The following is a 26,793-nucleotide window of genomic DNA, read 5'->3' on the forward strand; positions in this document are numbered from 1 at the left end:
TTGAACAGTTATGTTACCACTTGAAAAGCCCCTGCTCTAGCGCTTTATAACAAACCAAACATCTACTTTGTTAATCTTAGCCAACTACGATAAAATAGCGCCAATATTTAAACCGGATATAGGAAAACACATGGTTGTTCTACACACTAATTTTGGTGACATCACCATTAAAATGTTTGAGAAAGAAGCTCCAAACACAGTTAAAAACTTTTTAGAGTACGCAAATGCTGATTTTTTCAACGGCACTATCTTTCATCGCGTAATCGATGGTTTTATGGTTCAAGGCGGTGGTTTTGTTCCAGGTATGGAACAAAAAGAAGTAAACGACCCAATTCAAAATGAAGCTAATAACGGTCTGTCTAATAAAGTAGGCACTTTAGCTATGGCACGTACACCTGATCCTCATTCAGCTACAGCACAGTTTTTCATTAACGTGAACAACAACGACTTTTTAAACCATAGCAGCGAAACATCGCAAGGTTGGGGTTATTGTGTTTTTGCTGAAGTAGTAGAAGGCATGGACGTAGTAAATAAAATTAAAGCAGTTGCAACAGGTAGTACTGGTTTTCACCAAGACGTACCTCTTGAAGATGTGATCATCGAAAGTGTTACTGTTAGCTAATAGCGTTTGCTTACACTATTGTGAGCACTTAAGCGGGCATCTGCCCGCTTTTATTTAATAAAAAATAGACTAACCTATGACTCACCAAACTTACTTTATTGCAGATTTACACCTAAGCGAAAACCGCCCCGACATCAGCGCTGCATTTTTTGACTTTTTAAATACACATATACTAAATAAAGATGTAGATGCACTTTATATTTTGGGTGATTTTTTTGAAGTATGGGTTGGAGATGACTACATTACTGCTCTGAGTGCCGATGTAGCAAAACATTTAAGCGCCATTAATGATGGTGGCACACCTGTTTACTTTATCCATGGCAATCGTGATTTCATTATGCGCAAGCAGTATGCCAACATGGCCGCAATGACATTACTCGATGAACAAACAGTCATTGATTTATATGGTACGCCTACCGTAATTTTACATGGCGACGAAATGTGTACTCAAGATACTGAGTATCAAAAATTTCGTAAAAAGAGCCGTGGTTGGTGGTGGCCAAAATTGATGCTTGCAATGCCGCTTTGGTATCGTAAAAAAATAGCGCGTAATGCCCGCGAAAAAAGTAAATTAAGCCAGGCTGATAAACCTATCGAAATTTTAGACGTTGTCGATGAAGCTGTACTTGCAACCTTTGCCAAACATAACGTTACGAATATGATTCATGGTCATACTCACCGCCCTAATGTTCATACGTATAAAGTTAATGAACAAACACTTACTCGCACAGTGCTAGGTGACTGGTACACCCAAGGCTCTTATTTAGTCGTTACCCCTCAATCACAAGAATTAATTAGCACGCCTTTCGCATAATTTAAAATTCTGACTATTATTTATCTATACATTTGAATAATAGTGAGAGGTTTAATGATTAAGCTGTTAATTTTCATCGTAGTAATTGCCATTCCAACAAAAGTATTTAGCGAACAAACATGGCAAATTGTTACTGAAAACTACCCTCCCTATTTTAGCGAAAACTTGCCCAATAATGGTTGGTTATATGAAATAGCCCAATCAGCACTTAAAACACAAGGTATTAATAGCGAAGTAGAGTTTACGACATGGAATCGCGCTTTAAAGCTATTAGAAAAAAACAGAAAAACAGCTATTTTAGGTGCTTTTTATTCATTAAAAAGAAATGAAGTTTTTTACTACTCCCGTCCACTTGCAGTTGCTCACTCAGGAGTTTTTAAGCGAAAAGAAAGTATTATTAATTTCGATGGTACAGTTCAATCATTAACTCCTTATAGTATTGGTATAGAAGACAATGCCGTTGTAAGCCAAGAGTTTGCTAGAAATACGGATCTGGCAATAACGTCCACTAAAAGCCTTCCTACAAGCTTATATTTACTACAACAAGGGCGTATTGATTTAGTCGCGGGTACTAAAGAGGTTGGAAAATATTGGCTTGAAAACACTAAAAGCGAAGATTCGGATGATAATAATATTGAGTATTTATCGCCAGATCTTGCTTCTCATAAACTATATTTAGTTGTCTCTAAATCAAATTATAGGGCCAAAGAATACTTACAAAAATTTAATAGAGGAATTGATATAATAATTAACAATGGTCGCATTGCTAAAATTATGAAAAAACATAATTTCAGCAATCAGAAAATAACAGAATATATTAATTTTTTAAAAGAAAATGAGGGTATTTAAACAGTAGGAATACCGCTATGAAATTTAAAATCAGTATCGGTTGTAGAAATTAACTCTTTTTCTTTTTCACCAAAAAAGTTTACGCGTTCGGTAATATCAAAATCAGCAATTTCTTGCGCTAAAGTTAAATAATCTTGGTAATGACGCGCTTCTGAACGTAACAACGAAATATAAAAATCACCTAAGCGTTTATCAACATGCGGTGCAAGCTTTGCAAAACGCTCACACGAACGCGCCTCAATATAAGCGCCTACTATTAGCTTATCGACTAATGCATCAGGCTCGAACGTTTTAACATGACGAAGCATACCTTTTGCGTAACGACATGGTGTAATACTACGATATTCAACACCGTACTCGTCCATAATTTCGAGAACTTGATAAAAATGATGTAGCTCTTCTTTTATCAGCAAAACCATTTTATCGATTAGCCCTTGCCCATATGGAGAACTCGATTTAGGAATTATGGATTTAGTTAGCTTATTTTTAGCTGCCAGATCGCGCCAATTACCTTCTCGTTTATAAATAAGCGTTTCAAATGGCTTTAGCCACTCGAGTAATGCATCACTACCCTCTTTATCTACCGCGTATCTACGTATTAAAAACATCGCACTTTGAGCTGCTTTTAATTCACAAATTAAGTGATCTATTAAAATGACTGATAAGTTTTCTTTTTTAATTGCTTGCTGCACCCACTGCTCTGGGGTGGTACACAATAAAAAGTTATTAATCGGCTCTAAAAGTTGGCTATGTGGCACGTTGACTGCTCATTACTAAATAAATTTGATAGACCGTTATTTTAACACGAAATTTTGCTTGGGATAAATCAAAGCACTTACCGACTTGATAATGTTAATAGCTAGTTAACTTGACTTTGCAAAATAAGTGAACCATAACTGTACAAAGACTGTATAAAAATAAACCAACCAAAACAGTAATACGTTCCTTTTATGGAGTAAGCACTATGATATTGAATCACCTCTGGGGCATTTATGCTCATCCACTTGAAGAATGGCAAACAATAGATAATCGCCATGAAAGTTTAACCTATAGTTTGTCACATATTTTATTGATTGCTTTATTCCCTTCAATAATGGGCTACTACTCATCTGTTTATCTAGGGTGGAGTATAGGTGCCGGCGATCCCGTATTTTTAACACACGATAGTGCTGTGCTAATTGCAGGTGCAATGTATTTTGCTTTAATAGCAGGCGTATTCGCATTGGCTTATTTAGCCCATTGGATGGCCGTTACATTTGGTTCTAAACCTACATTTACACAAACACTTGAACTTGCAGCATATACTGCAACGCCAGTGTTTATGTCAGCACTCGCCGCTTTTTGGCCTGTACTTTGGTTTGTAGTTTGCGCTGGAATTATTGCACTAGCTTACTCGGTCTATTTACTCTATACCGGCGTACCTATACTTATGCATATCCCCGAAGAGCGTGGCTTTATTTACGCCAGCTCGGTAGTAACGTGTGGATTAATATTACTGGTTATTATTTTAGCTGTAACAGCGATGCTTTGGACAAATGGGATTGTTAGCCCTATGTTTACTTAATAAAGAGTCGTGTTTGATAGAAATATTCCCTTTCTTTCCTTCGCAAAAAAGGAGCTAATTAGCTCCTTTTTTTATATTTAATAGTTTTTATCAATAACCATTAATCAGCTTCGTTTTCGTCTTGGTTGTGTATTTCTAAACTTGAAGACATCGCACTTTCGCGGGTGCTTTTTGCTGAATCGTTACGTAGCTTATCAATTCGATTTAAATAGTTTTGATCAATATCGCCAGTAATATATTGGCCATCAAATACTGAAGTTTCAAACTTAGTAATTTCAGGATTTTCTTGGCTAACTGCTGCAATTAAATCTTTTAACGATTGAAAGATTAAACCGTCAGACCCTATGCTTGCATTAATATCTTCTACTTCACGTCCGTGAGCAATAAGCTCAGCTGCTGAAGGCATGTCAATACCGTACACATTAGGGAAGCGTATTTCAGGTGCCGCTGATGCAAAGTAAACGTTTTTAGCACCAGACTCTCGGGCCATTTCAACAATTTGTGCTGATGTTGTACCACGAACAATTGAGTCATCAACCAATAATACATTTTTACCTTTAAATTCTCGATCAATTGCGTTTAGCTTTTGACGCACTGACTTTTTACGCATTTCCTGACCAGGCATGATAAATGTACGTCCAATATAACGGTTTTTAACAAAACCTTGGCGATACGGTAAATCAAGTACACGTGCAATTTCCAGCGCTACATCACATGAAGTTTCTGGAATTGGGATAACTACATCAATATCTTTGTCTGCCCATTCGCGTGCAATTTTTTCGCCTAGTTTAGTCCCCATATTTACACGTGTTGCATACACAGACATACGGTCTATTGTTGAGTCAGGTCGAGCAAAATAAACAAATTCAAAAATACACGGCGAGTAAGATGCCTTATCAGCACAACTAAGTGAATGGAATTCACCCTCTTCTGTAACATATATAGCTTCACCAGGTGCAACATCACGTACAAACTCAAAACCATCCGGTTTCAACGCAACGCTTTCTGAGGCAAACATGTACTCAGTACCTTTTTCGGTTTCGCGTTTACCAAATACAAGTGGGCGGATACCATTAGGGTCGCGAAAAGCAACAATGCCATGGCCGATAATCATAGCAATCGTTGCATAGCCACCGCTTACTTTATTGTTTACTTCGGTTACCGCAGTAAAAATATCTTCAGGGTCTAAATGCAACTTATCAGACTTACTTAATTCATGTGCCATGATATTAAGTAAAATTTCAGAGTCTGACGTTGTATTAACGTGACGACGTGCTTCTGAGAATAACTGCTCTTTTAAAGCTTCTGCATTAGTAAGGTTGCCATTATGGGCAAGCGCTATACCAAACGGTGAGTTAACATAAAAAGGTTGTGCTTCAGATGAGCTTGAAGATCCTGCTGTAGGATAACGCACATGGCCAAGGCCAATTGTACCTTGGAGTCGTTTCATATGACGGGTGTGAAAGGCATCTTTCACAAGGCCATTTGCTTTGCGTAAGCTAAACGTATTATTCTCAATGGTAATGATACCCGCGGCATCTTGACCACGGTGCTGCAAAACAGTTAAGCCATCATAAATCGCCTGATTCACAGGGGATGTTCCGACTATTCCAACGATACCACACATGTAATTTATCCTCGCCGATTAACGGTTTACTGAATTTAAAAAGCTCGAGTTGTTTTCTAGGTACGAAAAGAACCATTCAACTACAAAGCCAAATTCTGGAATCAAAATAGAATTGCCCCACCAGTGCGTATTGGGTGCACCAGTAAAAGCATCAAGAAAGAAGAGTAACGCGCTCACGACCAACACGCCTCGTAGAGCACCAAACACTATGCCAAAAACACGGTCGGTACCCGATAAACCAGTACGATGTACAAGCTCACCTAAAATATAGTTTAGTAAACCGCCTAACAGTAGCGTCGCAAAGAATAATATGGCTATGGCCGCAGCATTTCTTAAAAGGGGTTCAGAAATGGTTGTTAGGAAGGAAGCTAAATATTGGTAAAATAAGCTAGAGATGATAAAGGCGCCAGCCCATACCGCTAATGACATTGCTTCTTTTACAAAGCCGCGTATTAAACCGATGATGGTAGACAATGCAATGATGCCAATAATGGCGTAATCAACCCAGATCATAAGAACCAATTAGTCGCTAATTTGGGGCGCATTCTATACCCAAACATCGTTAGTATGCAAGTTTAAACGGGAGATTACTGGGTTGTAGTCAATACAAAAAATTAACATTATAGAATGGGTATTATGAGATAAAGATAATGATAAAAACAAATATAAATAAATAAAAAAGGCTTGTGATACAAGCCTCTTTATAATTATTTTGTAACTTCGTATTGCGTAACTTTACCATTCAATTTAGTAAGCTCTTTCAGCTGGGGAAGCTGCTTTTGTAATTCATTTTTATCAAGCGAAGGACCAACAAATACCTTGGTTAACGTCCCATTTGGGGTTTTAATCGGTTTAGTAAATGTTTTAAACCCTTCAACTTTTAATTTAGCCTGTAATGCTTTTACATTTGCAACATGTGAAAAACTACCTAATTGAATAACGTAAGCCATACTTGTTAGGTTTTCATCACTTTTACGAGGCGCAATAGGTTTTGGTTTAGCTTGAACAGGCGCTTTTGTAATTGGTGTAGCTTTAGGTTCAATAGTCGCTTCAACAACTTTATTCTCTACAGCGTAGTCACTCTCATCCATAGCATTTTGCTGCTCAAAAGCTTCATCATCAGCTTGAATATCTTCAATTTCATCTTGTTTTAGTGGTTCAGCATTAGCCATGTTTTCATCAATTGACTCTTGAAGATCGATTGTTTTGAACTCAGGGCTATCAGGAATCGCTTTAAAGCCTTCTTTATAATGCACTTTTTCGCCATCGAGTATATTAGGGATAAACACAATTGCTGCGATCACTACTATACTTGTTCCGACTAAGCGATTAATAAAACTTGAGTTCACCGACATCCTCTCTATTTTTTAAAGTAATTAATAGCGCCGGCCACTGTAAAAAATGAACCAAATACAATCAACATAGTATCACTTTGTTGTTTTGGTAAAATTACACTTAGTGCCTGTGCCACACTATCATAGCTATTGATAGTATTATGATGAGATATACCCTGCAGCGCATTTTGTAAATTACTTGCAGTGTCGCCTCGGGGGCCACTTAAACTAGCTAATGACCACTCATCGACCAAGTGACTTACTTCTTTAAGTACACCTGCTTTATCTTTATCAGCAAGCATAGCGGCTAATGCATGAATTTTAAAGCCTTTATCTTTATAGCTTGATAACTTATTGGCTAAATAACGTGCCGACTCAGGGTTATGTGCTACATCGGTAAAGACTAAAGGCTCAGTACTTAACTGCTGAAACCGCCCTTCTACAACTAAATTAGCGAGGCAACTTCGTATGACTTGCTCACTAGGTAATAAGCTTAAAACACTTAGTGCAGTTAACGCCGTTGCTGCATTTTGACATGGTATTGCTGGCTTATCTATTTCAAGATTATGTTCTTTATATTGCCAATTAAAGCTCTCAGCATTTTCTTTGAAAATAAAGTCACTGCCCGACAACGTCATATTGGCATTAATTTCTTTGCCATAATCAGTCATTGTGTGAGGAATATTTAAATCTCCTATAATAGCAGGCGTATTTTCACGAAAAATACCGGCTTTATCATAAGCCACTAACTCTCGTGTATCACCTAGGTACTCTTTATGATCTAAATCGATGGTGGTGATCACGCTTGCAAAGGGAGTTACTATATTTGTAGCATCAAAGCGCCCACCTAGACCCACCTCTAGTAATACATAATCGACGCTGCAGCGTTTAAAAATTGCCAACGCACCCAAAGTACCGTATTCAAAATAAGTAAGAGGAGTGTCTTTACGGCCTTGCTCAAGCTGGTGAAAAGCATCTATATGGAATTGGTCTGCCAGTTCTTCGCCATTAACTCGTACACGCTCGTTATAACGAATTAAATGAGGAGATGCGTAAGTACCCACGCTAAACCCCTGCGCTAGCAATAGCGACTCTAAGCAACGTGCAGTGGTGCCTTTACCGTTTGTACCGGCAATAAGAATAATTTTACTTGGGGTGTTTAAAAGGCCAATATTGTTGGCAACATTAGCAACTCGTTCTAACCCCATTGCAATGTTAGCTGGGTGAACACTTTCTAAATAAAAAAGCCAATCATCAAGGCTTGATGATTGGCTAGGAATTGATTTTGTCATAGCGTGTAATCAGTAAAGCTGAAATTTACGCTACTCTATGCTCTTGTTCCGTAGAAGGCAAGTTCATAAATTTAGCTAAAATGCGTGCAAGGGTATCGCGCATTTCACGGCGGTCAATAATCATGTCAATTGCACCGTGTTCTAGCAAAAATTCACTACGCTGAAAACCTTCTGGTAATGTTTCGCGAACAGTTTGTTCAATAACACGAGGACCTGCAAAACCAATTAACGCTTTAGGTTCAGCAACGTTAATATCACCCAGCATAGCAAGTGATGCCGATACACCACCCATTGTTGGATCGGTCATTACTGAAATAAATGGAAGACCTTTTTCAGTCATTTTTGCAAGTGCAGCGCTTGTTTTAGCCATTTGCATAAGCGACATAAGCGCTTCTTGCATACGTGCTCCGCCTGATGCAGAAAAACAAATAAGCGGCATGTTATGCTCTAAACATTGATCAACAGCATCAACAAAGCGAGCGCCAACAACAGAAGCCATTGACCCCCCCATAAATGAGAATTCAAATGCTACCGCTGCTACCGGAATACCTTTTAATCGGCCTTTCATAGCTACAAGTGCATCTTTTTCACCACTTGCTTTTTGCGCTGCACTGATACGGTCAGAGTACTTTTTAGAATCTTTAAACTTAAGAATGTCTTTAGGCTCATGTTGTGTACCAAGCTCTTGACGATCACCTTCATCTAAAAAGTGCTCTAGGCGCTTACGGCCACTAACACGCATGTGGTGGTCACACTTAGGACATACGTTTAATGACTTTTCTAATTCAGCTTTATATAAAATTGAATCACACGATGTACACTTAGCCCAAACACCTTCTGGGATTTCTTTACGACCTGATGATTTTGTCGTTTTAGGTAAGATTTTTTCTAGCCAACTCATTTGCAACTCTCTTAATACTGTTCTGTGTCGCGAGCCTACTAATAGCAATTAGCAGACAAATTTTTTCAATTAAAACATGAATTACACTAACGCGGTATAAAAAACTGGTCTTAGTAGTTCAAAGTGCTTATAAAAAGTACTTATACCACATCTATATCAGGCAAAAATAAAGGGCCTAAAGGTGTTTGAGGAATATTAAATTGCTCAGGGTAGTCAACATCCACTAAATACAAACCAGCGGCCTTAGCGGTAGCACTGGCCTTTGCGCGTTCTTTACAATCAAGTAGCTCTTTTATCCATATAGGTTGTTGTTTATGTAAACCAACATCCATTAAGCTGCCTGTGATATTACGTACCATATGATGTAAAAATGCATTCGCTTTAATATCAATAATAACGTAAGTACCTTGGCGCTGTACCGACAGATGATGAATTGTTCTTGTCGGTGTATTCGCTTGGCAATGTATAGCCCTAAAAGAGGTGAAATCGTGTTTACCTATTAAATACTGACACGCCTCTTGCATCTTTGTTTCATCAAGATGATGATGAAAATGCGTAACACCCTCGTTTAATACAGCTCCTCGTAGGGGGGAGTTATAAATAACATAGCGATAACGACGGGCTGTAGCACTAAAACGGGCATGAAAGTCATCAGCAACCGGTTGGGCAAAGCGAATAGCAATATCTTTAGGCATTAAAGTATTCATACCTAGTGTAAATGCGACCATATCGCGATCGGCTTGCGTTTCAAAGTGTATTACTTGGCCTGTACCGTGCACACCAGCATCTGTACGCCCTGCACATATAACCTCAACAGGATGATTACAGATACGCGACAACGCTTTTTCTACTTCTTGCTGTACGCTATTTACATGTGATTGACGCTGCCAACCACTGTAACGTGCGCCGTTGTATTCAACTCCAAGTGCTACTCGCATAATTACCGTTTTACCTACTGTGCTAATGAACGAGGCATTTTATGCTATCTAACGATGCAATAAAAGGAGACCTGTCGTAATCAAACCAATACACATAAAAAAACCCGTATTTAGCTGAGCCAGATACGGGTTCTTATAAACATTTTAATTATTTTATTTTAGTTTAGCTTTTAAGCTAAGTGCTTCCTCTTGAACTTCTTCAGGACCTTTGTTAATGACATCCTCAATGACTTTAAGCGCAGAATCAAAATCATCAATTTCAATATAGGCACGCGCTAAATCAAGTTTAGCTGAGTAGCCACCACTTTCAGCATCAACATCCGTCGGATTATCACCGGCAAGTAATGCATCAAACTCACTCAAACCGACATCCATATTAACGTCGGTGTAAGGTTCATGTTCAAGTTCAGCGTCGTCACTTTCTTCTAATAATGAATCAATATCTACAAATTCATCATTATCAAACTGCTCAACATCACTACTTTCAACAAGTGACTCTTTTGTAGTTAATGGGTCATCTGTCTCTAAGTCTTCTTTTAACAAGCTGTCAAAGTCAACATCAAATTCACTGCTGTCATCAACACTTAACTCTTCAGGCTCTGCTAACTCACTAAGTAATGAATCAAAATCAGTTTGCGTTAAATTTGACATAAACTCTTCATCAAGTTCGTCGTCAGAGCTAATATCAGTGCTACCCACTTCATCTAAGCTTGTTAACTGTGCTTCGCGCTCTACATTTGTTTGCTCTTGCGATTCGTCTGATAACTCATCAGTTAGCGCTTGCTCTAAACTATCTTCGTCAAATTCAGCATCTAATTCAGAAAAATCATTTTCAATTAAAATCTCATCATCAAAATCATTTTCTAAACCATCTAAATCAGCATCTGTCATAAGCGCATTTGCTAAATCTTGCTCAGCCTGACTAGAAGCTATTCCCGGTGCCTCGCCATCTAAATCATCCCCTTGTAATTCTTCAGGGGTAAATGGCAACTCACTTTCTAATGTTTCTTGGACTTCATCAAGGTTAAGGGGTTTGGTGTCATCTTCTATACTTGGTGGTTCAACAGAATCAACCTCATCATTAATTTTTTGACGTAATTCATCATCAAGTGACTCATCTTCAATCTCAGTTTCTAATTCAGAGAAGTCATTATCAATTAATAGTTCATCATCAAAATCATCTTCTAAACCATCTAAATCAGCATCTGTCATAAGCGCATTTGCTAAATCTTGCTCAGCCTGACTAGAAGCTATTCCCGGTGCCTCGCCATCTAAATCATCCCCTTGTAATTCTTCAGGGGGAAATGGCAACTCACCTTCTAATGTTTCTTGAACTTCATCAAGGTTAAGGGGTTTGGTGTCATCTTCTATACTTGGTGGTTCAACAGAATCAACCTCATCATTAATTTTTTGACGTAATTCATCATCAAGTGACTCATCTTCAATCTCAGTTTCTAATTCAGAGAAGTTATTATCAATTAATAGTTCATCATCAAAATCATCTTCTAAACTATCTAAATCACCATCTGCCATAAGCGCATTTGCAAGATCTTTCTCTGTTTGACTAAGTGCTACTGCATTTTCATCATCTAATGCTTCTTCTTTGGGTTCTTGCGACTCAAACGATGGCTCACTCTCTAATAATGGTTGAGCGTCGTCTAATTCAAGTTCAGGGTACTCATCGAGTTCTTCACTTGGCGTTACAAGCTCGCTATCAAGCTGATCTTCAGTACTTGTAATATCTGAGTCATCGTCGCCTGCTAGCGGATCGTCACCAAGGTCTACTTCTATTTCTTCAAGATCATCATCAAGCTCGTCTAAAGACCAATCAGGTGTTTCTAAATAATCATCATCTGTAGTTTGCTGCAGCTCATTTAAAAGCTCATCAACGCTCTTTAAAGTATCATCTGTATATTCTTCAAGTGCATCTTCAGGATCAAGAAGCGACTCTGATGTGTCTGAAAAATCATCTACGGTAATATCTATAAGCTCAGGCTCTTCTAAAAGTTCAGGCTTTCCTTCAAGCTCTGGTTCTTCTAAAAGCTCTGGTTCTTCTACAAGCTCAGGTTCTTCTAAAAGCTCTGGCTCTTCTGCAAGCTCAGGCTCTCCTGCAAGCTCGGGCTCTTCTTCAAGTTCAGGCTCTTCTAAAAGATCTGGTTCTTCTTCAAGCTCAGGTTCGTCTAAAATTTCAGGCTCTTCTACAAGCTCTGGCTCTTCTTCAAGCTCTGGCTCTTCTTCAAGCTCAGGTTCTTCTTCAAGTTCTGGTTCTTCTAAAATTTCAGGTTCTTCTAAAATTTCAGGTTCTTCTACAAGCTCCGGCTCATCGCTAAGCTCTGGCTCTTCTGCAAGCTCGGGCTCTTCTACAAGCTCAGGCTCTTCTGCAAGCTCTGGCTCATCGTTAAGCTCAGGCTCTTCTAAAATTTCAGGTTCTTCTGCAAGCTCTGGCTCATCGTTAAGCTCTGGCTCTTCTAAAATTTCAGGTTCTTCTACAAGCTCAGGTTCTTCTAAAAGCTCAGGCTCTTCTGCAAGCTCTGCCTCATCGTTAAGCTCAGGCTCTTCTAAAATTTCAGGTTCTTCTGCAAGCTCGGGCTCTTCTACAAGCTCAGGTTCTTCTAAAAGATTGGGTTCTTCTACAAGCTCAGGTTCTTCTGCAAGTTCAGGCTCATCGTAAAGCTCGGGCTCTTCATTTAATGATGAAGCAAGCGACTCAATATCATCAACATTTAATTCTTCTTGAGCATCTGCTAAATCCTCAACTGAGTCTGCCAATGCATTATCAATTTCTGAATCTCTTACATCTGAATTTTTTAGTTCATCGTCAATTAGGTTATCTATATCGTCTAAATCAAAGTCGTCACTTTCCTCAACTAATAAATCATCTGCAGTATCAACCGCGGCCTCATCAATTAAGCTATCTATATCGTCTAAATCAAAGTCGTCACTTTCCTCAACTAATAAGTCATCTGCAGTATTAACCGCTGCCTCATCAATCAAACTATCTATGTCGTCTAAATCAAAGTCGTCACTTTCCTCAACTAAAGATTTATCTGCTGTATCAACTGCGGCCTCATCAATCAAACTATCTATGTCGTCTAAATCAAAGTCGTCACTTTCCTCAACTAAAGATTTATCTGCTGTATCAACTGCGGCCTCATCAATCAAACTATCTATGTCGTCTAAATCAAAGTCGTCACTTTCCTCAACTAAAGATTTATCTGCTGTATCAACTGCGGCCTCATCAATTAAGCTATCTATGTCGTCTAAATCAAAGTCGTCACTTTCCTCAACTAATGAACCATCTACAGCATCAACTGCTGCTTCATCAATTAAACTATCTATGTCGTCTAAATCAAAGTTGTCGTTTTCTTCTAGAAGTTCATTTTTGTCGAGTAACTCTGCATCAATTGAGTCATCTACCACATCACTTTTTGGTTCATTCGCTTCATCAATTAAGCTATCTATATCATCTAAATCAAAGTCGTCGCTTGAATCAAGTTCATCTAAAGTGTTATCTGAGGTATCTAATTCTGTTGATGTTTGATCTAATAATTCATCTATATCAAAATTATCATCATCTGCAAGCTCCTCACTTAAAGCCGCCATTTCATCATGAGACTCTAAGCTATCATCCTCTAAAGCTTCGCTTGTTTGCGGTGCATCAAACTCAGGTAGACTATCGTCTTCATCAAACAAGCTATCTAAATCGTCATTAGTTAGAATTTCATCATTGTTTATTGAGTCATCAGATAAGTCTAAATCAATATCTTCAGCGTTTTCATCTGAAGGTTGATCAAACCCTTGCTGCATAAAAATATCGAGTTCATCATCGTCATCGGTATTTTCATCATCAAAAACAATGTCATCACTTAGTAGACTTTCAAGCTCATCCTGATCGAGTAAATTTTCACCACCTGAAAAATCATCTAGGCCGTCATCTAAATCATCATCAGGCAACATATCATTTTCGAGACTATCATCAAGTTGAACACTCAAGTCATCTAAAGGGTCGGGTACAATTGGATCGTCATTTAAACTTGGGCCTAAATCATCATCGCCAGTGTAAATTGGAGTTTGTGGTAAAAAGTCATCATCGTTTTGTGGCTCTTCTTGATTACTTGCTCGTTTGCGTAAAAACATAACAATTGCAAAAATAATCAGTAGCCCAGGGATAAACATTAATAAACCCAGCACTATCGGATTTGAAAATAATGAGCTTAAATCAAACGATTCTTTTGGTATTACCTCTTGTTTTTTTTGTTGTGCAATAATCTCGTTTTGCTTAACAATTAGTTCTTTTAATTGATTTTGAATTTCGCTGTCTTGTCCCAGTTGTAAACGTAAATTTTCGAGCTCTTTTGAAATTCCTGATAATTGTTTTTTAAGATTATTATTTTCAACTAAAATTTCTTCTACATTACTTACAGAGTTTTTAAACTGTTGTTGTAACTCAATCAGCTTGGTACCTTGCTCTGTTTTTATCTCATTTAATTCTTTCTGTATCTCTTTTTTGGCATCGTCTACGTCGACTTTACGAGCTTGAGTTACTTTTGTTTGCGCTGAGGTAATTTCGCTTTGCGTAAGTGTGCCATTTTTTTTCTTTTCCCATAATGCATCATCTTGCTCAGAACGTTGCTTTGCAAGCTGTGTATTTACACCTTTTATTTCGGCTAAAGTTGGGATTTTTAAATAGGCACCATTTTGAATATGGTTAAGATTTTGTTCTAAAAATGAGTTGGGGTTTTTGTTATACAAGGCCTGCATAACTTGATAAATGCTGACGGAGTTATCTGGGCGCACTTTAGCCGCTATACGCCAAAGTGTATCAGTTGGTTTAATTGGCCCAATAGATCGCCCTTGCGCACCATAGTCAACGCCTTTAGGCCCCTTTAATTGGGTACTGTCTTGAGAGTAAACTGGCGTTACTATCAATGCAGACGCTAATATAATAAGTGTAACTAAACCGCGCATGCTGATCCTTTAATATTTAAATATTAACAAAACACTTAAAGCTTAAGTGCATAAATATTGTTGATTATTGCTGTTATCAGCCAAATGACTGACTCGCATTTATTATTACAATCTATTTTTATTGCAAGCTCTATTCCAATTACAAACTATAAACCAGTTAGGGCTTAATATCCATCGCAACACCTTGAAAATAAATGCCTTAAAACATCTTTATAAATATTAATTTATTGAGTGTTATCAATCAGTTTATATACTTTTAGAATTAAACGGCAAAAAATTGACAAGCTCTATAAACAAAAAGCGGCAAACAAATAATGTTTACCGCTTCTCAAGTGTGTTCAACGCTATTAACTATTATATGTAATTAGCAATAAGCTCTTCTGCAATTTGAATACTGTTAGTTGCAGCACCTTTACGAGTGTTATCACTTACAACCCACATGTTTAATCCATGAGGATGAGAAATATCAGCACGTAATCGGCCTATATAAACAGTATCGTTACCACTAGCGTCAGACACTGCTGTAGGGTAATCACCTTCATCATCAATTAGCTCAACACCAGGCGCGTCTTTTAAAAGTTGCTTAACGTGTTCAAAGTCATAAGGCATGCGCGTTTCAATATTAATTGATTCTGAGTGACCAAAAAATACGGGAACACGTACACATGTAGGATTTACTGCAATGGTGGTATCACCCAAAATTTTATGAGTTTCATTTACCATTTTCATTTCTTCACGCGTGTAGCCATTATCTTCAAAGCTATCAATTTGAGGAATAACGTTAAATGCAATTTGCTTTGGAAATACTTTATTGTCCATAGGGCGTGCATTCATCAAATTAGCTGTTTGCTTTGCAAGTTCATCAACCGCTTCTTTACCTGCACCCGATACAGCTTGGTAAGTAGATACGTTGATACGGTCTATTCCATAAGCATCATAAATTGGTTTAAGTGCTAGCATCATCTGAATAGTTGAACAGTTAGGGTTAGCAATAATATTACGGTTTCTAAAATCAGCTAGACTTGAAGCATTAACTTCTGGCACCACTAGCGGGATTTCAAAATCATTTCTAAAGTGCGATGTATTATCAATTACAATACAGCCGGCATCAGCAGCAATAGGGGCATATTTTTCAGATACACTACCACCAGCAGAAAACAAACCTATATGCGCTTGGCTAAAGTCAAAGCCTTCAACGTCAAGTACTTCAATGGTCTCACCACGAAACTTTATGTCTTCACCTGCGCTGCGGCTGCTCGCAAGTAAAAAAAGCTGATCGACAGGAAACTTACGATCTGCTAGCGTTTCAATGATTTGACGGCCTACTAAACCAGTAGCGCCAAGTACGGCAACGTTATATTTTTGCGACATATTTCTTCCTCTATAAACGACATTAAAACAACATCGTTAGTTAAATAATTATTTAGCTATGCTAAAGCCAAGTTGACTAAGTGCTGCTAGTTGTGGGCTATCACCTTGTAGGAATAAGGTGCTAAATTCTCGCCTTACCGGATAGTTTTTACGTAAACTATCAAAGCCCTCACCTTCTAAATGACGAAGTAAAATTCCGTCATCGCGGCGTACGTCATAAATTAAATGCACCAAACGGGCAATATCTTGCTCATTAAGGCTTTGCGTGACAGTTGCATTTGTAATAGCAGGCATTGGTAAAAAATCATCCAACGATTTACTCACCTCTACACCTTTTAGGTCACACAATTTTTGATACAACATTTGTGTACCTCGTGCTTTCCCCTCAAGTGTATGCCCTGCGATATGCACACTGGCATAACGCACATGCTCTAGTAATTCAGTTAAAATATTGGGCTCTTTTTCCCATACATCAAGTACTAAATCTAAATCAGCCCCAGCTTCCATTACCTCAAGCAAAGCTTGATTATCAATTACATCGCCTCGGCTTGCGTTAATTAGCGTGAGTCCTGGCTTAAGTGCTTTTAATCGCTCTTTATTCATCATGTGCAGCGTTTTGTGCTCGCCACTTATAACAAGTGGAACATGAAAAGTAACAACATCTGATTGCGCTAATAACTCATCAAGCGCTACATGCTCTTGTAGTAAGCCCTTTTCGTGCTTAATTGGATCGCACAGCAGTACGTCGACATTTAATGCTTTTAATTTTTGCGACAAACACGTGCCAATGTTACCCATACCAACAATACCAATTGTTTGACCACATAATGGGCGCGCATTTTCTTGGCTTAATGCAAATAAACTACTAATTACATATTCAGCTACAGCAACGGCATTACAACCAGGTGCACTGGTAAAAGCAATATTTCTATCATGTAGTAATTGCGTATCAATATGGTCAATGCCAATTGTGGCAGTCCCCACAAAGCGCAGCTTGTTAGCTTGTGCCAATAGTTCATGATTAACATTAGTCACTGAACGAGTAAGGAGTACATCTACATTTATTAATTGTTCAGGCGTTAATTTACGACCATCAAAACGCTCAACCTCACCAAAGTCTGCAAAGTACTGCTCAACTAAAGGCATATTTTGATCGGCAAGAATTTTCATCACTGAGTCCGTTTGGCAATTAAGTGGCGCCATTGTAACGAACAACCAAGCCTTTACACAAACTAAAAAGGCGCATTTAAGCTGATACAAATACTTAAAAGTGGTTATGTTGATTGTTTTAAATCAGCAATTTAAATTAGGGATTTAAATTATGCGGATAATAATTTTACTATTGAATATATAAAGGCCGAATCACAGCATGATTCGGCCTTTATTATGAAAAATAAACTTCAATTACATTGAATTTTATTTACTTGATTTTAGTTTATAGCTCAAAATCTTTTTTGAATTTTAAACCAAATTCGCTGCGGTCATTACTACGCATTACACCAACAAAACCTGATTGTTGTAGACGACCAACATCGTAAACTTCGTTTAGAACGTTTTCACCATACAGTGTAACTTCCATATCGCCATATGGATTAGTGTACGAAATATTAAAACCAACTAATTCACGAGAATCAATAGTCTCACTTTGGTTGTAAACTGATTGACCTTGCATTTCACTGCGATACGAATAATTAGCATTAAACGCAAGTGTTGCGCCACTCTCTAAATCCATAAAGTAAGAAGGTGCAACCATGACAGTCCAGCGTGGTGTAAGTGCTGGTGAATCGCCTTTACCTATGCCTTGTACGCCCTCAGCAACTTCTGTTATTTCAGAATCTAAATAACCAACTGCACTACGAATAGTAAAGTCATCGGTAATAGCAACGGTTGTTTCAAGTTCAATACCTTGCGCTTTAGATTGACCCGCATTTTCTACAATTGTTACAAAGCCACCACCCGCTGTTGGATCTGAAAACGGTAATGCTAAATCGGTGTAATCAGTCACAAATACCGCAAGCATCATAGATACATTTTCGTGTACTTGGCCTTTTAAACCCATTTCGTAGTTAACCGCTTTTGTTTCGTCAAACGATACAAATTGATCTGGTCCACCAAATGGACGCGGTGGAAAACCACCTGTTTGATAACCTTTTTGAACCTGGCCATACACATTCATATTATTGCTAAGCTGATAAGATGCATTTACATCCCACGTAACTGCATCAAAATCCGCACTTACATACTTACGAGTTGGAAATGATGGGAATATAGCATTTGCATCTTTCTTATCTTTTGAATAACGAAGGCCACCACCAACCGTTAAATCGTCAGTTAAATCGTAGCTGGCATTTATATATGCTGCATACGAATTAGTTTCTTGGTTAATTTCAAATTCACCGTAACCACCAAATGATTCTGTTACACCATCATTCAACAAGCCATTAGGTGTATTAAATGGGCTAAATACAAACGGGCCTGAACGTGTAAAGCCATCTTCATTAAAAAAGTAAAGACCAGATACAAAGTCCATATTATCGAATGTTGCATTTAGCTGAACTTCAAAAGAGTATTGATCAGCACCGCCCTCCTCTGGGAACTCAGACAAGTTTAAAGGTGATGCATCATCATCTAGGCCACCTTCATACTCAGATGTACGGTAACTTGAGATAAACTTAGTAGTATAAGTATCGTTAATTGCCCAATCGGCTGAAAACGAAGTGCCCCAACCTGAGTAAGAGGTAGATTCAATACCCGCAACGGTTGTACCTAAATCATCAGGGTCTGATGGAATTAAATCTTGAGTCAATAATGGGAAATCTCCATTAAACACATCGCTTGCATCTAGCGGATCAGTTAATTCAATTGTATAGGGCGATTGGCCAGATTCGTTATCGACACCATCTAAAGAAAAAGTAAATGCTAAGTCGGTATTTGCTTGCCATTTAAGTGCAACACGGCCGCTAAACTCCTCTTCTTCACCAATTTCTTTTTCTGGGTTTGCTAAATTAACTGCCTCGCCCACGCCATCACGTGTTTTGTACGATGCACTTGCAGACATACTTACATCATCTGTTAGTGAATTATTAAAATAAACATCACCCGCAATACGTCCACGACTCCCCAGCTTTGCTGTAGTAGTTACAATACCTTCATCACCAGGTTGTTTGGTAATTACATTTACAGCGCCACCTAATGTATTACGACCATATAAAGTACCTTGTGGGCCACGAAGCACTTCAACACGCTCAACATTAGGTAATGATAAGTTAGAACCCATTTGACGACCTAAGTACACACCATCAAGATAAACACCCACACCCGGATCGGTAGTTATTATATGATCTTGCAAGCCTATACCGCGGATAAATACAGACGCATGCGCAGAATTACCCACGCCATAGCGGGTAATATTTAAATTTGGAACATATTTACCAATATCTTCTAGGTTACTCATATTGGCTTTATCAATTAGATTAGCGCCAATTGACGTGATAGCAGTTGGAGATTCAAACAGGCTCTCTGTACGTTTACGAGCTGTGACTTCTATCTTTTCAAATGCGTCTTGTTTAGCTGTTGTTTTAGCTTCTTCGCTGTTTACAGAGGTAGTGAGTGAAGCAAGAATTGCTAAGCTTAACTGTGAGAGGTTACGTAATTTCAAAATATTCTCCAAAGGATACCGGATGATTTAGTTATGCATTTATACTTAAGAGTATAAAATTCAGGCATAAAAAAAGATGCTTAATAGCACCTTTCCTCTGGACGGGTATTATATGACAGAATTGTGAAGAAATGTATAAATTATTTGAATGAATGTATAAAGAATAAAAGTGATTTAGACATTGTTAGTTTTTGGTGGATTATCACAAATAAAGAACATTAATATCAACCTCACTAAAAAGCTGTTTTAAAACAAAAAATCGCATAAATACAATTTTAAAAAACACATAAAATGTACTATACACATGCACTTTAGTGTATAAAAAAAGAGCTAAAACACATTCTCCTATCATTGAAATTAACTAAAAATAAGAATATAGTACTAAAATGTAATCTATGGATAGAATATTATGAATATTGTAAATACAGTAGATAAAAGCCCAAAATGCTTCACCAACTCAAATTACACCTCACTTTTTTGTGTTGCAGCTGACTTCAACGTCCTACTCGTTAATTATCAAGCTTTAAACGTCATTACCAATTATGAACTTATAAATCAGTTTATGCTAAAAAACGGTCATCAAGGACTCGTTATTTTTGACGTACCCAAAGACGGAGATGTACTCGCATTAAAAGAATGGCCTAATTTAAAAGGGTTGTTTTATGAAGGTACTGACGAGGTACTATTTCAGCAAGGGTTAGAAGCTATAGAGCAAGGAAAACTTTGGTTTCCACGTGCTGTAACTGACGGTTGGATGAGACAAATGCTAGCGAGTGAACAGCAAACCACACTGCAATCCAACAATTTAACATGTAAAGAAATGAAAGTATTGAACTTATTATTTTCTGGCTTACATTCAAGTGCAATTGCCGACACTTTATTTATAAGTGAAGCTACTGTTCGCGTGCACTTACACAAGGTTTATCAAAAGATTGCTGTGAAGAACAAGCAACAAGCATTACTTTGGTGTCAAAAAAACTTAAATAGAATTAATAGTTAAGCGGGCTTATTTGAAACCTTATTGTATCTGAATATTCACCGGCAGCTTGCCTTTCAAAATCATTTAGTTGAATTTTTAAAGGTAATAAATAAACGGTCTGCCCTGAATATGAGAATTTATGTTGTGATACGTTATTTAGTTCAAGCCAACTTCCTGCCAGATCTAGACTGTAATTAATTGCATATTTATCTCTATAGAGACTATGTATTAATCTACCATTATTATCTGAACTTACAGATAATTGAATATCTGAATTAGTAACAACTTGTAAGCTAGGTAACATAGTGTATTCCTTACCCGGAATTAACTCTCCCAAATTAATAGTATTTGAAAATGTATTATACCCAAGTACAGAAAGACTTGTTCTAGGCGCAATATTTTCTTGAATGCTATATTCTCGTTCATCTAACAACTTGCTCCCCTGGTCGTATAATTTCATTTGAAGTCTATCTGTATAAACACCAGCTTTAATAGGCGTTCCTGATGGTATTAGTAAAGACAATATCGTCGAAGAATTAGTAAAGCTCAACTTTAAAGTTGATATGCTTACTAACTGACTCGGTATACTTTGCATTTGGTACGGAACACTTTGAAATTGCCCTTTTAACTGAGCTTGGTTCTCACTTGTAATCAAGAGCTGTAATTGACAATTCTCATCATTAATAACGCTTATACGTAGCTCTTTCTTAGAGTCTACTTGCTGTAAGGCATGGTAGCTTTCAAAATCATCATAAATATGTTCAACCTTATCGAACCTAGCAACACATTGTGCATGAATTAAAGGCGTAAAAATAAATAGTGCTAAACCACCCAATAATAAACTTACTTTTTTATTGTACATAAATAGCTCCTTTGCGCTGTAATTGCTCACCTTCAGATACTTCAATCGTAAAATGTGACTTTTCTGCATTCTTAAGTGTAATTTCATAATTACAGGCGGTTAAACCTGTTAATGCAAATCGTCCTTTTTTATTCGTAAAAAATGTATGCTCTTTCTTGCTACTATTATCTAAACAAATAGCTGTTCCAACCTGTAACGATAGTGGTTTTTTTTGTTGGTCGTACAACGTTGCAATGACTGATATGTTAGCAGCAGTCCCTATTGTAATTGCATGGCCCGTTCGATAAGGTGAATAAAGAGTAATAATACCAGAACCTATATCATACCCTGGCGCTAAGTTGTCAATATCGACTGCAACGTTGGTCGAGGCGTATGAACTTATATCGTTTAATAAAATAGTCTCGAAGTCTTCATTATCTGCTCTATATACATCTTCATATTGCCCCAATATAACTTTTTTTCCTTTAAGGCTAGAGTGAGGTTTTATTAAAGCGAAGCTATCGTATATGGGTTTCCCAACAGCCCAACTCTTATCTGCAAATGCTATACTTGACGCCAAGCTTAATCGGCTCTGATGGTAAGCTGAGTCCTCATTAAATTGCTCATAAAAACTCCCATGATCAAAGTTCATAACAAAACGATTCGCATTATATTGAGTATTTAAATCAAAAATGGCTTCATTTAGATCATTTTTTCCAAGCCCAGCTCTTATGTTCAAAGCTCCAACATAGCGCTGATTACTATCTTGAGAGAATTCTAAACGTGTTTTGTCACGCCTAGATTGATGAGATAATTTAGCCCGTCGAGTATTAGAAAACTTATAAGTGACAGACAACCTTACATCCCATTGACTTTCTTCAGCGAGACCCTCCCACTGCCCACCTAAACTATATCTCCATTGGCTATTATCGATCTCACCAGAAAGACTAACCCCAATTGATTTATCAAATTGAGCTTCATCATATGACCTTGATAAGCTTGTAAAAAAAGATGTTTGCGTATTATCTCCCCAAAAAAAACTATAATTAGCCTGAATATAATGCTCTCTTAAGCGAGAACTAGATTGAGAATCAGGCCGATAACCAAGGCCAGTAAAATATCTTGATGAGTATTCATAACCCACCGTAATATCAGTGTTATTATCACTATGATTTCTATAGTTACTATAAACAATGCGATAGGCATGGCCTGTTTTTTCATTGAAACTTATCGCATTTTCAAACGCAATCTGTCCAATTTTAGCTGCATAAATATTTTTAAAACCAACCTGCTGAGAATACTCATCACCTTGCACTGCCGCACCAGCTGTCCAGCTAGGTGTAATACCATAATCAAGATAAAAGCTGACTAGTGGCTCGTCGTAATCATAATCTAGCTCACTACCTAAGCGTGAAGGAACACCTAAATGAAACTCATATTCAAGTTGCCCTTGAGCAAAAAGATCTAAACCGGTCGTTACATCAAAATCAACAAAACGGACTACTCCTGCTATATCAGTGATCCTCAGAGTAATATTATTGCTTCCTTCAGTAAGGGGAATATCATCAAGAGAATATATACCTGCGGCTAAGTTAAGCTTTTGTACTATCCGCTCGCCAACTAACACCTCTACAGAGGATGGACTCTCTAAGGTAAAGCTACGTGAAGCGCTAGGCCTGATAGGTCTGTCAGAAACTAGCGAAAAATCATGTGAAAGCGACAAACCGAGTACCCGTGCTGTTGATTGAAAATAACTACCTGAACTATAATTATCACCAATTGATATACGAAGCCCACTGAGCGGTAGGTCATGTATTACACGAGTACCTAAGCGCCTAATATTTGATGAAGTAGGGGCTACTTCAGATAAATACTCAACTTCGTTTTCTAAAACCCACCCTTCCCAGCTCACTACCATTTCAGAGCGAATAGCTAAAAGCTCATCTGTTGTGTCCTCGCTTTTATCTTGCTGATAAAAATAACTTGAATAAGCATTAATAAACCCACTTAGTTTAGCGGGTTCGGATGCTGTTAAATTCCTTGAATCAGATTTTAAACTTAGCTGCTGAGGGCGAGTCAGAGTAAGAGGTACTGATATTGCTAAGCTAAAATCACTCATATCGAATGAAATATTATATCCAAATGACTCTAATGCTTTTGTATCAACAATATTCTTATGAACTTTAGACTCTAAAGAATCAAAATCTTCTGAAAATAAAAGTCGTTCGAATGAAACTTTAATTTCACTCCATTTAAGTGATAGATTATCATTTGGATCAACTGCGAGAGTTAATTTACCAATAGCATTTTTATTCAGTTCTGCTTCAACGCTGAGTTCGATGGTTCTTTTAGACGGGTTAATTTTTGAGTAACATAATTGAGTAAAGCTCAATAAAAATATGCATAATAAAACTCGCATAACTAGCGAGCCAGCACTAAACGTAAATGATTTAAACTTCCTCTCTGTAAAGATTGCGGAATAGGGACTTTTATGACACTGGTGCTATTAGGAGCAAAAAAAACATCGTATCCGTTTGCTTTTAATTGATCTTTTAAAATTCGATCGCTCAAGGTTTTATTTTTAGTAATCTTTATTTCATAATCACTTAATCGTCCAGCCCCTTTTCCTTCATTTAATACTTCAGTGACGATAAAGCCATCCTCAACATGAGGTTCTTTTATAATCAGTTTAGGAACTAATCTAGGTTGATCCAAATGAACAATTAAATTTACATTTAACAACATCGTAAGTTGTGACTGTTTATTTATAGACTGATTTGCAATGGGCTGCTCAATCAAACTAACTTGATAGCTTTTATCTGTACTAGGAAGTTTTTTATCTAACCATCTAAATTGCAACTGTTGGCTTTGCCCTGATTGCAAAAATAGCGATGGAGGAAAAACCCACAATGGAGAGTCATCTAAAGAAATTAATTTAGGCGTGCCTTGAGAAAAGTCAATTTCGTAAATTTGAATATCAAAAGCAATGTCTCTTGGTAATTGATTATGGACCAAGCTAGAAGCGTTACTTGAACGACTATCAGGAGAGAAAGTAACCACCATAGGCGTTACCTCTACAGCAAAAACAGGTGCAATTACAATTATATATATAAAAAAGTAACTGCATATCCGCAGCATTAAAAATTGACCTCTAGATCACTGCTTGCTGCATTAAATTTTGTTGGAATTTTTATTGAGACCTCACGGCTAGATTTTGGTAATAAAATCTTTCCAGTCAATGCTTTACTCAATTCAGCACCTTCTAATAATAGCTCTTGATCATCGCCTTTAATAAGCCACTGTGCCTGCGATAAGCGAATATATTTATTGCCTGTATTTTCCAGAAGCACATTCCATGTTTCTGTATCTACTTGGCGTTTATTTTTAATTAATAATTTTGCCTCAGCACCTTTAGGCACCACATTAAACAAAGTCCTAAAGCTAACTGACATACCAACGCCTGATTGCCCCGCTTTCTCTAAATCAACAGATACCTGATCAATGGCTATACGGTACGCTTTCGAATTTTCTAATATTGGCTCCCCAATATATCGAACAATTACTGATTGACTCTTTCCGGACGGTATAATCGTAGTCATAGGAATAATTAAAAAGTCATCTTCGTTCGCTTTTAATGCTTCATCACCGTTAGGAGCAATTAGTAAATCAAAAGCTGATATTTCGATAGTTAAAGGGCTATCTGAAGGGTTTGATATGCGAATGGTTTGCTGTGACTGGCTACCTGATGATTCAAGCTCTGCGACCATTGGCTTTACTTGAAAAGCCTGTGATGAGTATGAAGTAAGTAAAAAAACAATTAAAAATAGATAGCGCATATAAAGTCCCTCTTAATAAATTAAAAGGCAGTAGCTACTGCCTTTTAATATACTGAATGATTAGTTAGCTGTAATTGCTAGCATCAGCGTATCTGCGTAAGTACCTGCATAAACAGGGGCTTGCGTCACAGTTAGTAAAATATTACCTGCGACTCCTCCGGCAGCAAGCGTTGGCGAACCAGGCTGACTTTGCGATTCAGACTGATCATTTTGGCCATTTTCAGCTGAAAGCGTAAAATCAAATGTTCCTGCAGTTAACTTGGCTGTGTAGCCGACACCACGATCTTCATGGTCAGCATTTTGTAAATGTCCTTCAGATGTTGTTAATGACATTGTTGCACCATCAACATCATTACACTGCAAATCAAAACCTACATTTTTAGTTGCACCATTTGATAATGTTTGAAAGAATTGTGTAGTGTTAATGTTGCTCACTCCACAAACCGATGACACTGCACCACCTACATTTAGATTTTCAGCAAATGCTGCGCCAGATGTTAGAGTTGCGATTGCTGATAACACGATTAACTTTTTCATTTTAATATTCCTTATCCATGTGACATATTTGTTTATATTTAATAGTTAGTGTTTTACCAAACTCCACCAGATACAACCGATGGTGTCATTTCTATGCGAAGCACATCCTGGTAACTTCCGGCATAAATTAAAGGCTCATCTAGTTTTAGTTGTAATTTAGCTACGCTGTTAAATAAAATCTCATTAACGTCAAAATTGTACATAGATTTGAGCTCAAGTGCTGTTGCAGAAACGTCGCTTGAAACCCCCTCTATTGACCAATTTAGGTTATAAGAATTTATTTGAGTACTTTGCTGATGGCGCAGGCCACCGTTTTCAGATTGCATTGATACTCGCATAGGTGAATTACAATTAATCACTAGCTTTGTACTCGCGAGGCCATCTGAAGAAAAACGTAGGTTGTTATTTTGAGTAGTAAAGCCGCACACTGGTGAGATATGACCTACCAGAGTTAAACTTACTTCATCGTTACTGAATGCATTCATTGCAAAGCAGCATAATAAAAACCAAGTTAGCTTCTTCATCAGCGCCATTTCCTTTGAACAACCTCGCTAAGACAGGAGTAATCCTATGATAAAAACACCGTTTAGAAAGTTTCTATTTGCTTATGTCTAGCTTTACTTATTGATAATTTCGACTATACAACAATATAAAATATAAAC

At 37.5% G+C, this 26,793-nt stretch carries 22 protein-coding genes; 5 read left to right on the plus strand and 17 right to left on the minus strand.

The features are described from left to right. Positions 1-130 precede the first annotated feature (130 nt). The 3 genes from I6E80_RS12485 (at position 131) to I6E80_RS12495 (ending at position 2,285) form a co-directional block, all read left to right on the plus strand. Positions 131-622, plus strand: coding sequence for a peptidylprolyl isomerase (locus tag I6E80_RS12485; RefSeq protein ID WP_024600098.1), 492 nt, complete (start codon positions 131-133; stop codon positions 620-622). Positions 623-698: 76 nt separating this feature from the next. After that, positions 699-1,436, plus strand: a complete 738-nt coding sequence (locus tag I6E80_RS12490; protein ID WP_197185662.1) for a UDP-2,3-diacylglucosamine diphosphatase — start codon at positions 699-701, stop codon at positions 1,434-1,436. A 54-nt stretch (positions 1,437-1,490) separates the two neighbouring features. Continuing rightward, positions 1,491-2,285, plus strand: a complete 795-nt coding sequence (locus tag I6E80_RS12495) for a transporter substrate-binding domain-containing protein (protein ID WP_197185663.1) — start codon at positions 1,491-1,493, stop codon at positions 2,283-2,285. On the opposite strand, the gene miaE is transcribed toward I6E80_RS12495, so the two are convergent. Further along, entirely contained in the window at positions 2,282-3,043 is a 762-nt protein-coding gene (miaE, locus tag I6E80_RS12500) for a tRNA isopentenyl-2-thiomethyl-A-37 hydroxylase MiaE (protein ID WP_197185664.1), read from the minus strand. The two genes, I6E80_RS12495 and miaE, sit on opposite strands and share 4 nt — an antisense overlap. A gap of 206 nt (positions 3,044-3,249) precedes the next feature. Between miaE and I6E80_RS12505 the strand changes: the two genes are divergently transcribed. Beyond that, positions 3,250-3,849, plus strand: coding sequence for a Yip1 family protein (locus I6E80_RS12505; protein WP_197185665.1), 600 nt, complete (start codon positions 3,250-3,252; stop codon positions 3,847-3,849). A gap of 100 nt (positions 3,850-3,949) precedes the next feature. Here the strand turns inward: I6E80_RS12505 and purF are convergent, their stop codons facing one another. The 10 genes from purF to I6E80_RS12555 all read right to left on the minus strand — a co-directional run bounded on the left by purF (position 3,950) and on the right by I6E80_RS12555 (position 19,938). Further along, positions 3,950-5,476 carry an amidophosphoribosyltransferase gene (gene purF / locus I6E80_RS12510; RefSeq protein ID WP_024600093.1) on the minus strand — a complete coding sequence of 509 codons (1,527 nt, stop codon included), beginning with the start codon at positions 5,474-5,476 and terminating at the stop codon, positions 3,950-3,952. 18 nt (positions 5,477-5,494) lie between these two features. Then, positions 5,495-5,989, minus strand: a complete 495-nt coding sequence (locus I6E80_RS12515; RefSeq protein ID WP_007376853.1) for a CvpA family protein — start codon at positions 5,987-5,989, stop codon at positions 5,495-5,497. A gap of 194 nt (positions 5,990-6,183) precedes the next feature. Next, complete coding sequence (locus I6E80_RS12520; protein WP_024600092.1) at positions 6,184-6,825, minus strand: SPOR domain-containing protein; 642 nt, start codon at positions 6,823-6,825, stop codon at positions 6,184-6,186. Between the two features lie 11 nt (positions 6,826-6,836). Further along, the gene (gene folC / locus I6E80_RS12525; protein WP_197185666.1) at positions 6,837-8,102 is read right to left on the minus strand and encodes a bifunctional tetrahydrofolate synthase/dihydrofolate synthase; all 1,266 of its coding nucleotides are present in this window, start codon (positions 8,100-8,102) and stop codon (positions 6,837-6,839) included. A 25-nt stretch (positions 8,103-8,127) separates the two neighbouring features. Next, entirely contained in the window at positions 8,128-9,003 is an 876-nt protein-coding gene (gene accD, locus I6E80_RS12530; protein WP_007376856.1) for an acetyl-CoA carboxylase, carboxyltransferase subunit beta, read from the minus strand. Positions 9,004-9,143: 140 nt separating this feature from the next. After that, a complete protein-coding gene (gene truA / locus I6E80_RS12535; RefSeq protein WP_007584098.1) occupies positions 9,144-9,941 on the minus strand; it encodes a tRNA pseudouridine(38-40) synthase TruA in 798 nt (265 codons plus the stop codon). 153 nt (positions 9,942-10,094) lie between these two features. Then, entirely contained in the window at positions 10,095-14,909 is a 4,815-nt protein-coding gene (locus I6E80_RS12540; RefSeq protein ID WP_197185667.1) for a FimV/HubP family polar landmark protein, read from the minus strand. Between the two features lie 354 nt (positions 14,910-15,263). Further along, positions 15,264-16,280, minus strand: a complete 1,017-nt coding sequence (locus tag I6E80_RS12545; protein WP_197185668.1) for an aspartate-semialdehyde dehydrogenase — start codon at positions 16,278-16,280, stop codon at positions 15,264-15,266. A gap of 48 nt (positions 16,281-16,328) precedes the next feature. Beyond that, the gene (locus I6E80_RS12550; protein ID WP_197185669.1) at positions 16,329-17,450 is read right to left on the minus strand and encodes a 4-phosphoerythronate dehydrogenase; all 1,122 of its coding nucleotides are present in this window, start codon (positions 17,448-17,450) and stop codon (positions 16,329-16,331) included. Between the two features lie 265 nt (positions 17,451-17,715). After that, on the minus strand, positions 17,716-19,938 hold the full coding sequence (locus I6E80_RS12555; RefSeq protein ID WP_024597699.1) for a TonB-dependent receptor: 2,223 nt from the start codon (positions 19,936-19,938) through the stop codon (positions 17,716-17,718). A gap of 409 nt (positions 19,939-20,347) precedes the next feature. Here I6E80_RS12555 and I6E80_RS12560 point away from each other — a divergent pair, with 409 nt between their 5' ends. Next, the gene (locus I6E80_RS12560) at positions 20,348-20,938 is read left to right on the plus strand and encodes a LuxR C-terminal-related transcriptional regulator (protein ID WP_024597700.1); all 591 of its coding nucleotides are present in this window, start codon (positions 20,348-20,350) and stop codon (positions 20,936-20,938) included. On the opposite strand, the gene I6E80_RS12565 is transcribed toward I6E80_RS12560, so the two are convergent. The 6 genes from I6E80_RS12565 to I6E80_RS12590 all read right to left on the minus strand — a co-directional run bounded on the left by I6E80_RS12565 (position 20,928) and on the right by I6E80_RS12590 (position 26,655). Then, complete coding sequence (locus I6E80_RS12565; protein WP_197185670.1) at positions 20,928-21,779, minus strand: hypothetical protein; 852 nt, start codon at positions 21,777-21,779, stop codon at positions 20,928-20,930. The two genes, I6E80_RS12560 and I6E80_RS12565, sit on opposite strands and share 11 nt — an antisense overlap. After that, complete coding sequence (locus I6E80_RS12570; RefSeq protein ID WP_197185671.1) at positions 21,769-24,177, minus strand: fimbria/pilus outer membrane usher protein; 2,409 nt, start codon at positions 24,175-24,177, stop codon at positions 21,769-21,771. The genes I6E80_RS12565 and I6E80_RS12570 overlap by 11 nt, the downstream gene beginning before the upstream one ends. Before the next feature lie 2 nt (positions 24,178-24,179). Beyond that, a complete protein-coding gene (locus I6E80_RS12575) occupies positions 24,180-24,821 on the minus strand; it encodes a hypothetical protein (protein ID WP_231616785.1) in 642 nt (213 codons plus the stop codon). A gap of 74 nt (positions 24,822-24,895) precedes the next feature. Continuing rightward, on the minus strand, positions 24,896-25,594 hold the full coding sequence (locus tag I6E80_RS12580) for a molecular chaperone (protein ID WP_024597954.1): 699 nt from the start codon (positions 25,592-25,594) through the stop codon (positions 24,896-24,898). A gap of 60 nt (positions 25,595-25,654) precedes the next feature. Continuing rightward, positions 25,655-26,131: a hypothetical protein gene (locus tag I6E80_RS12585; protein ID WP_024597953.1), complete on the minus strand. Its 477-nt coding sequence runs from the start codon at positions 26,129-26,131 to the stop codon at positions 25,655-25,657. A gap of 53 nt (positions 26,132-26,184) precedes the next feature. Then, on the minus strand, positions 26,185-26,655 hold the full coding sequence (locus I6E80_RS12590; protein WP_076924483.1) for a hypothetical protein: 471 nt from the start codon (positions 26,653-26,655) through the stop codon (positions 26,185-26,187). Positions 26,656-26,793: the final 138 nt, after the last annotated feature.

This window comes from Pseudoalteromonas sp. NSLLW218, from assembly GCF_015864775.1.
Lineage (GTDB): Bacteria > Pseudomonadota > Gammaproteobacteria > Enterobacterales > Alteromonadaceae > Pseudoalteromonas.

Excerpts from the sequence above, each read along its gene's own strand:
- I6E80_RS12545 (WP_197185668.1), bottom strand. The coding sequence starts at position 16,280 with ATGTCGCAAAAATATAACGTTGCCGTACTTGGCGCTACTGGTTTAGTA.
- I6E80_RS12560 (WP_024597700.1), top strand. The coding sequence starts at position 20,348 with ATGAATATTGTAAATACAGTAGATAAAAGCCCAAAATGCTTCACCAAC.
- I6E80_RS12495 (WP_197185663.1), top strand. The coding sequence starts at position 1,491 with ATGATTAAGCTGTTAATTTTCATCGTAGTAATTGCCATTCCAACAAAA.
- I6E80_RS12485 (WP_024600098.1), top strand. The coding sequence starts at position 131 with ATGGTTGTTCTACACACTAATTTTGGTGACATCACCATTAAAATGTTT.
- I6E80_RS12575 (WP_231616785.1), bottom strand. The coding sequence starts at position 24,821 with ATGGTGGTTACTTTCTCTCCTGATAGTCGTTCAAGTAACGCTTCTAGC.
- I6E80_RS12580 (WP_024597954.1), bottom strand. The coding sequence starts at position 25,594 with ATGCGCTATCTATTTTTAATTGTTTTTTTACTTACTTCATACTCATCA.
- truA (WP_007584098.1), bottom strand. The coding sequence starts at position 9,941 with ATGCGAGTAGCACTTGGAGTTGAATACAACGGCGCACGTTACAGTGGT.
- purF (WP_024600093.1), bottom strand. The coding sequence starts at position 5,476 with ATGTGTGGTATCGTTGGAATAGTCGGAACATCCCCTGTGAATCAGGCG.
- I6E80_RS12585 (WP_024597953.1), bottom strand. The coding sequence starts at position 26,131 with ATGAAAAAGTTAATCGTGTTATCAGCAATCGCAACTCTAACATCTGGC.
- I6E80_RS12565 (WP_197185670.1), bottom strand. The coding sequence starts at position 21,779 with ATGTACAATAAAAAAGTAAGTTTATTATTGGGTGGTTTAGCACTATTT.
- I6E80_RS12515 (WP_007376853.1), bottom strand. The coding sequence starts at position 5,989 with ATGATCTGGGTTGATTACGCCATTATTGGCATCATTGCATTGTCTACC.
- accD (WP_007376856.1), bottom strand. The coding sequence starts at position 9,003 with ATGAGTTGGCTAGAAAAAATCTTACCTAAAACGACAAAATCATCAGGT.
- I6E80_RS12540 (WP_197185667.1), bottom strand. The coding sequence starts at position 14,909 with ATGCGCGGTTTAGTTACACTTATTATATTAGCGTCTGCATTGATAGTA.
- I6E80_RS12590 (WP_076924483.1), bottom strand. The coding sequence starts at position 26,655 with ATGAAGAAGCTAACTTGGTTTTTATTATGCTGCTTTGCAATGAATGCA.
- I6E80_RS12570 (WP_197185671.1), bottom strand. The coding sequence starts at position 24,177 with ATGCGAGTTTTATTATGCATATTTTTATTGAGCTTTACTCAATTATGT.
- I6E80_RS12505 (WP_197185665.1), top strand. The coding sequence starts at position 3,250 with ATGATATTGAATCACCTCTGGGGCATTTATGCTCATCCACTTGAAGAA.
- I6E80_RS12490 (WP_197185662.1), top strand. The coding sequence starts at position 699 with ATGACTCACCAAACTTACTTTATTGCAGATTTACACCTAAGCGAAAAC.
- folC (WP_197185666.1), bottom strand. The coding sequence starts at position 8,102 with ATGACAAAATCAATTCCTAGCCAATCATCAAGCCTTGATGATTGGCTT.
- I6E80_RS12550 (WP_197185669.1), bottom strand. The coding sequence starts at position 17,450 with ATGAAAATTCTTGCCGATCAAAATATGCCTTTAGTTGAGCAGTACTTT.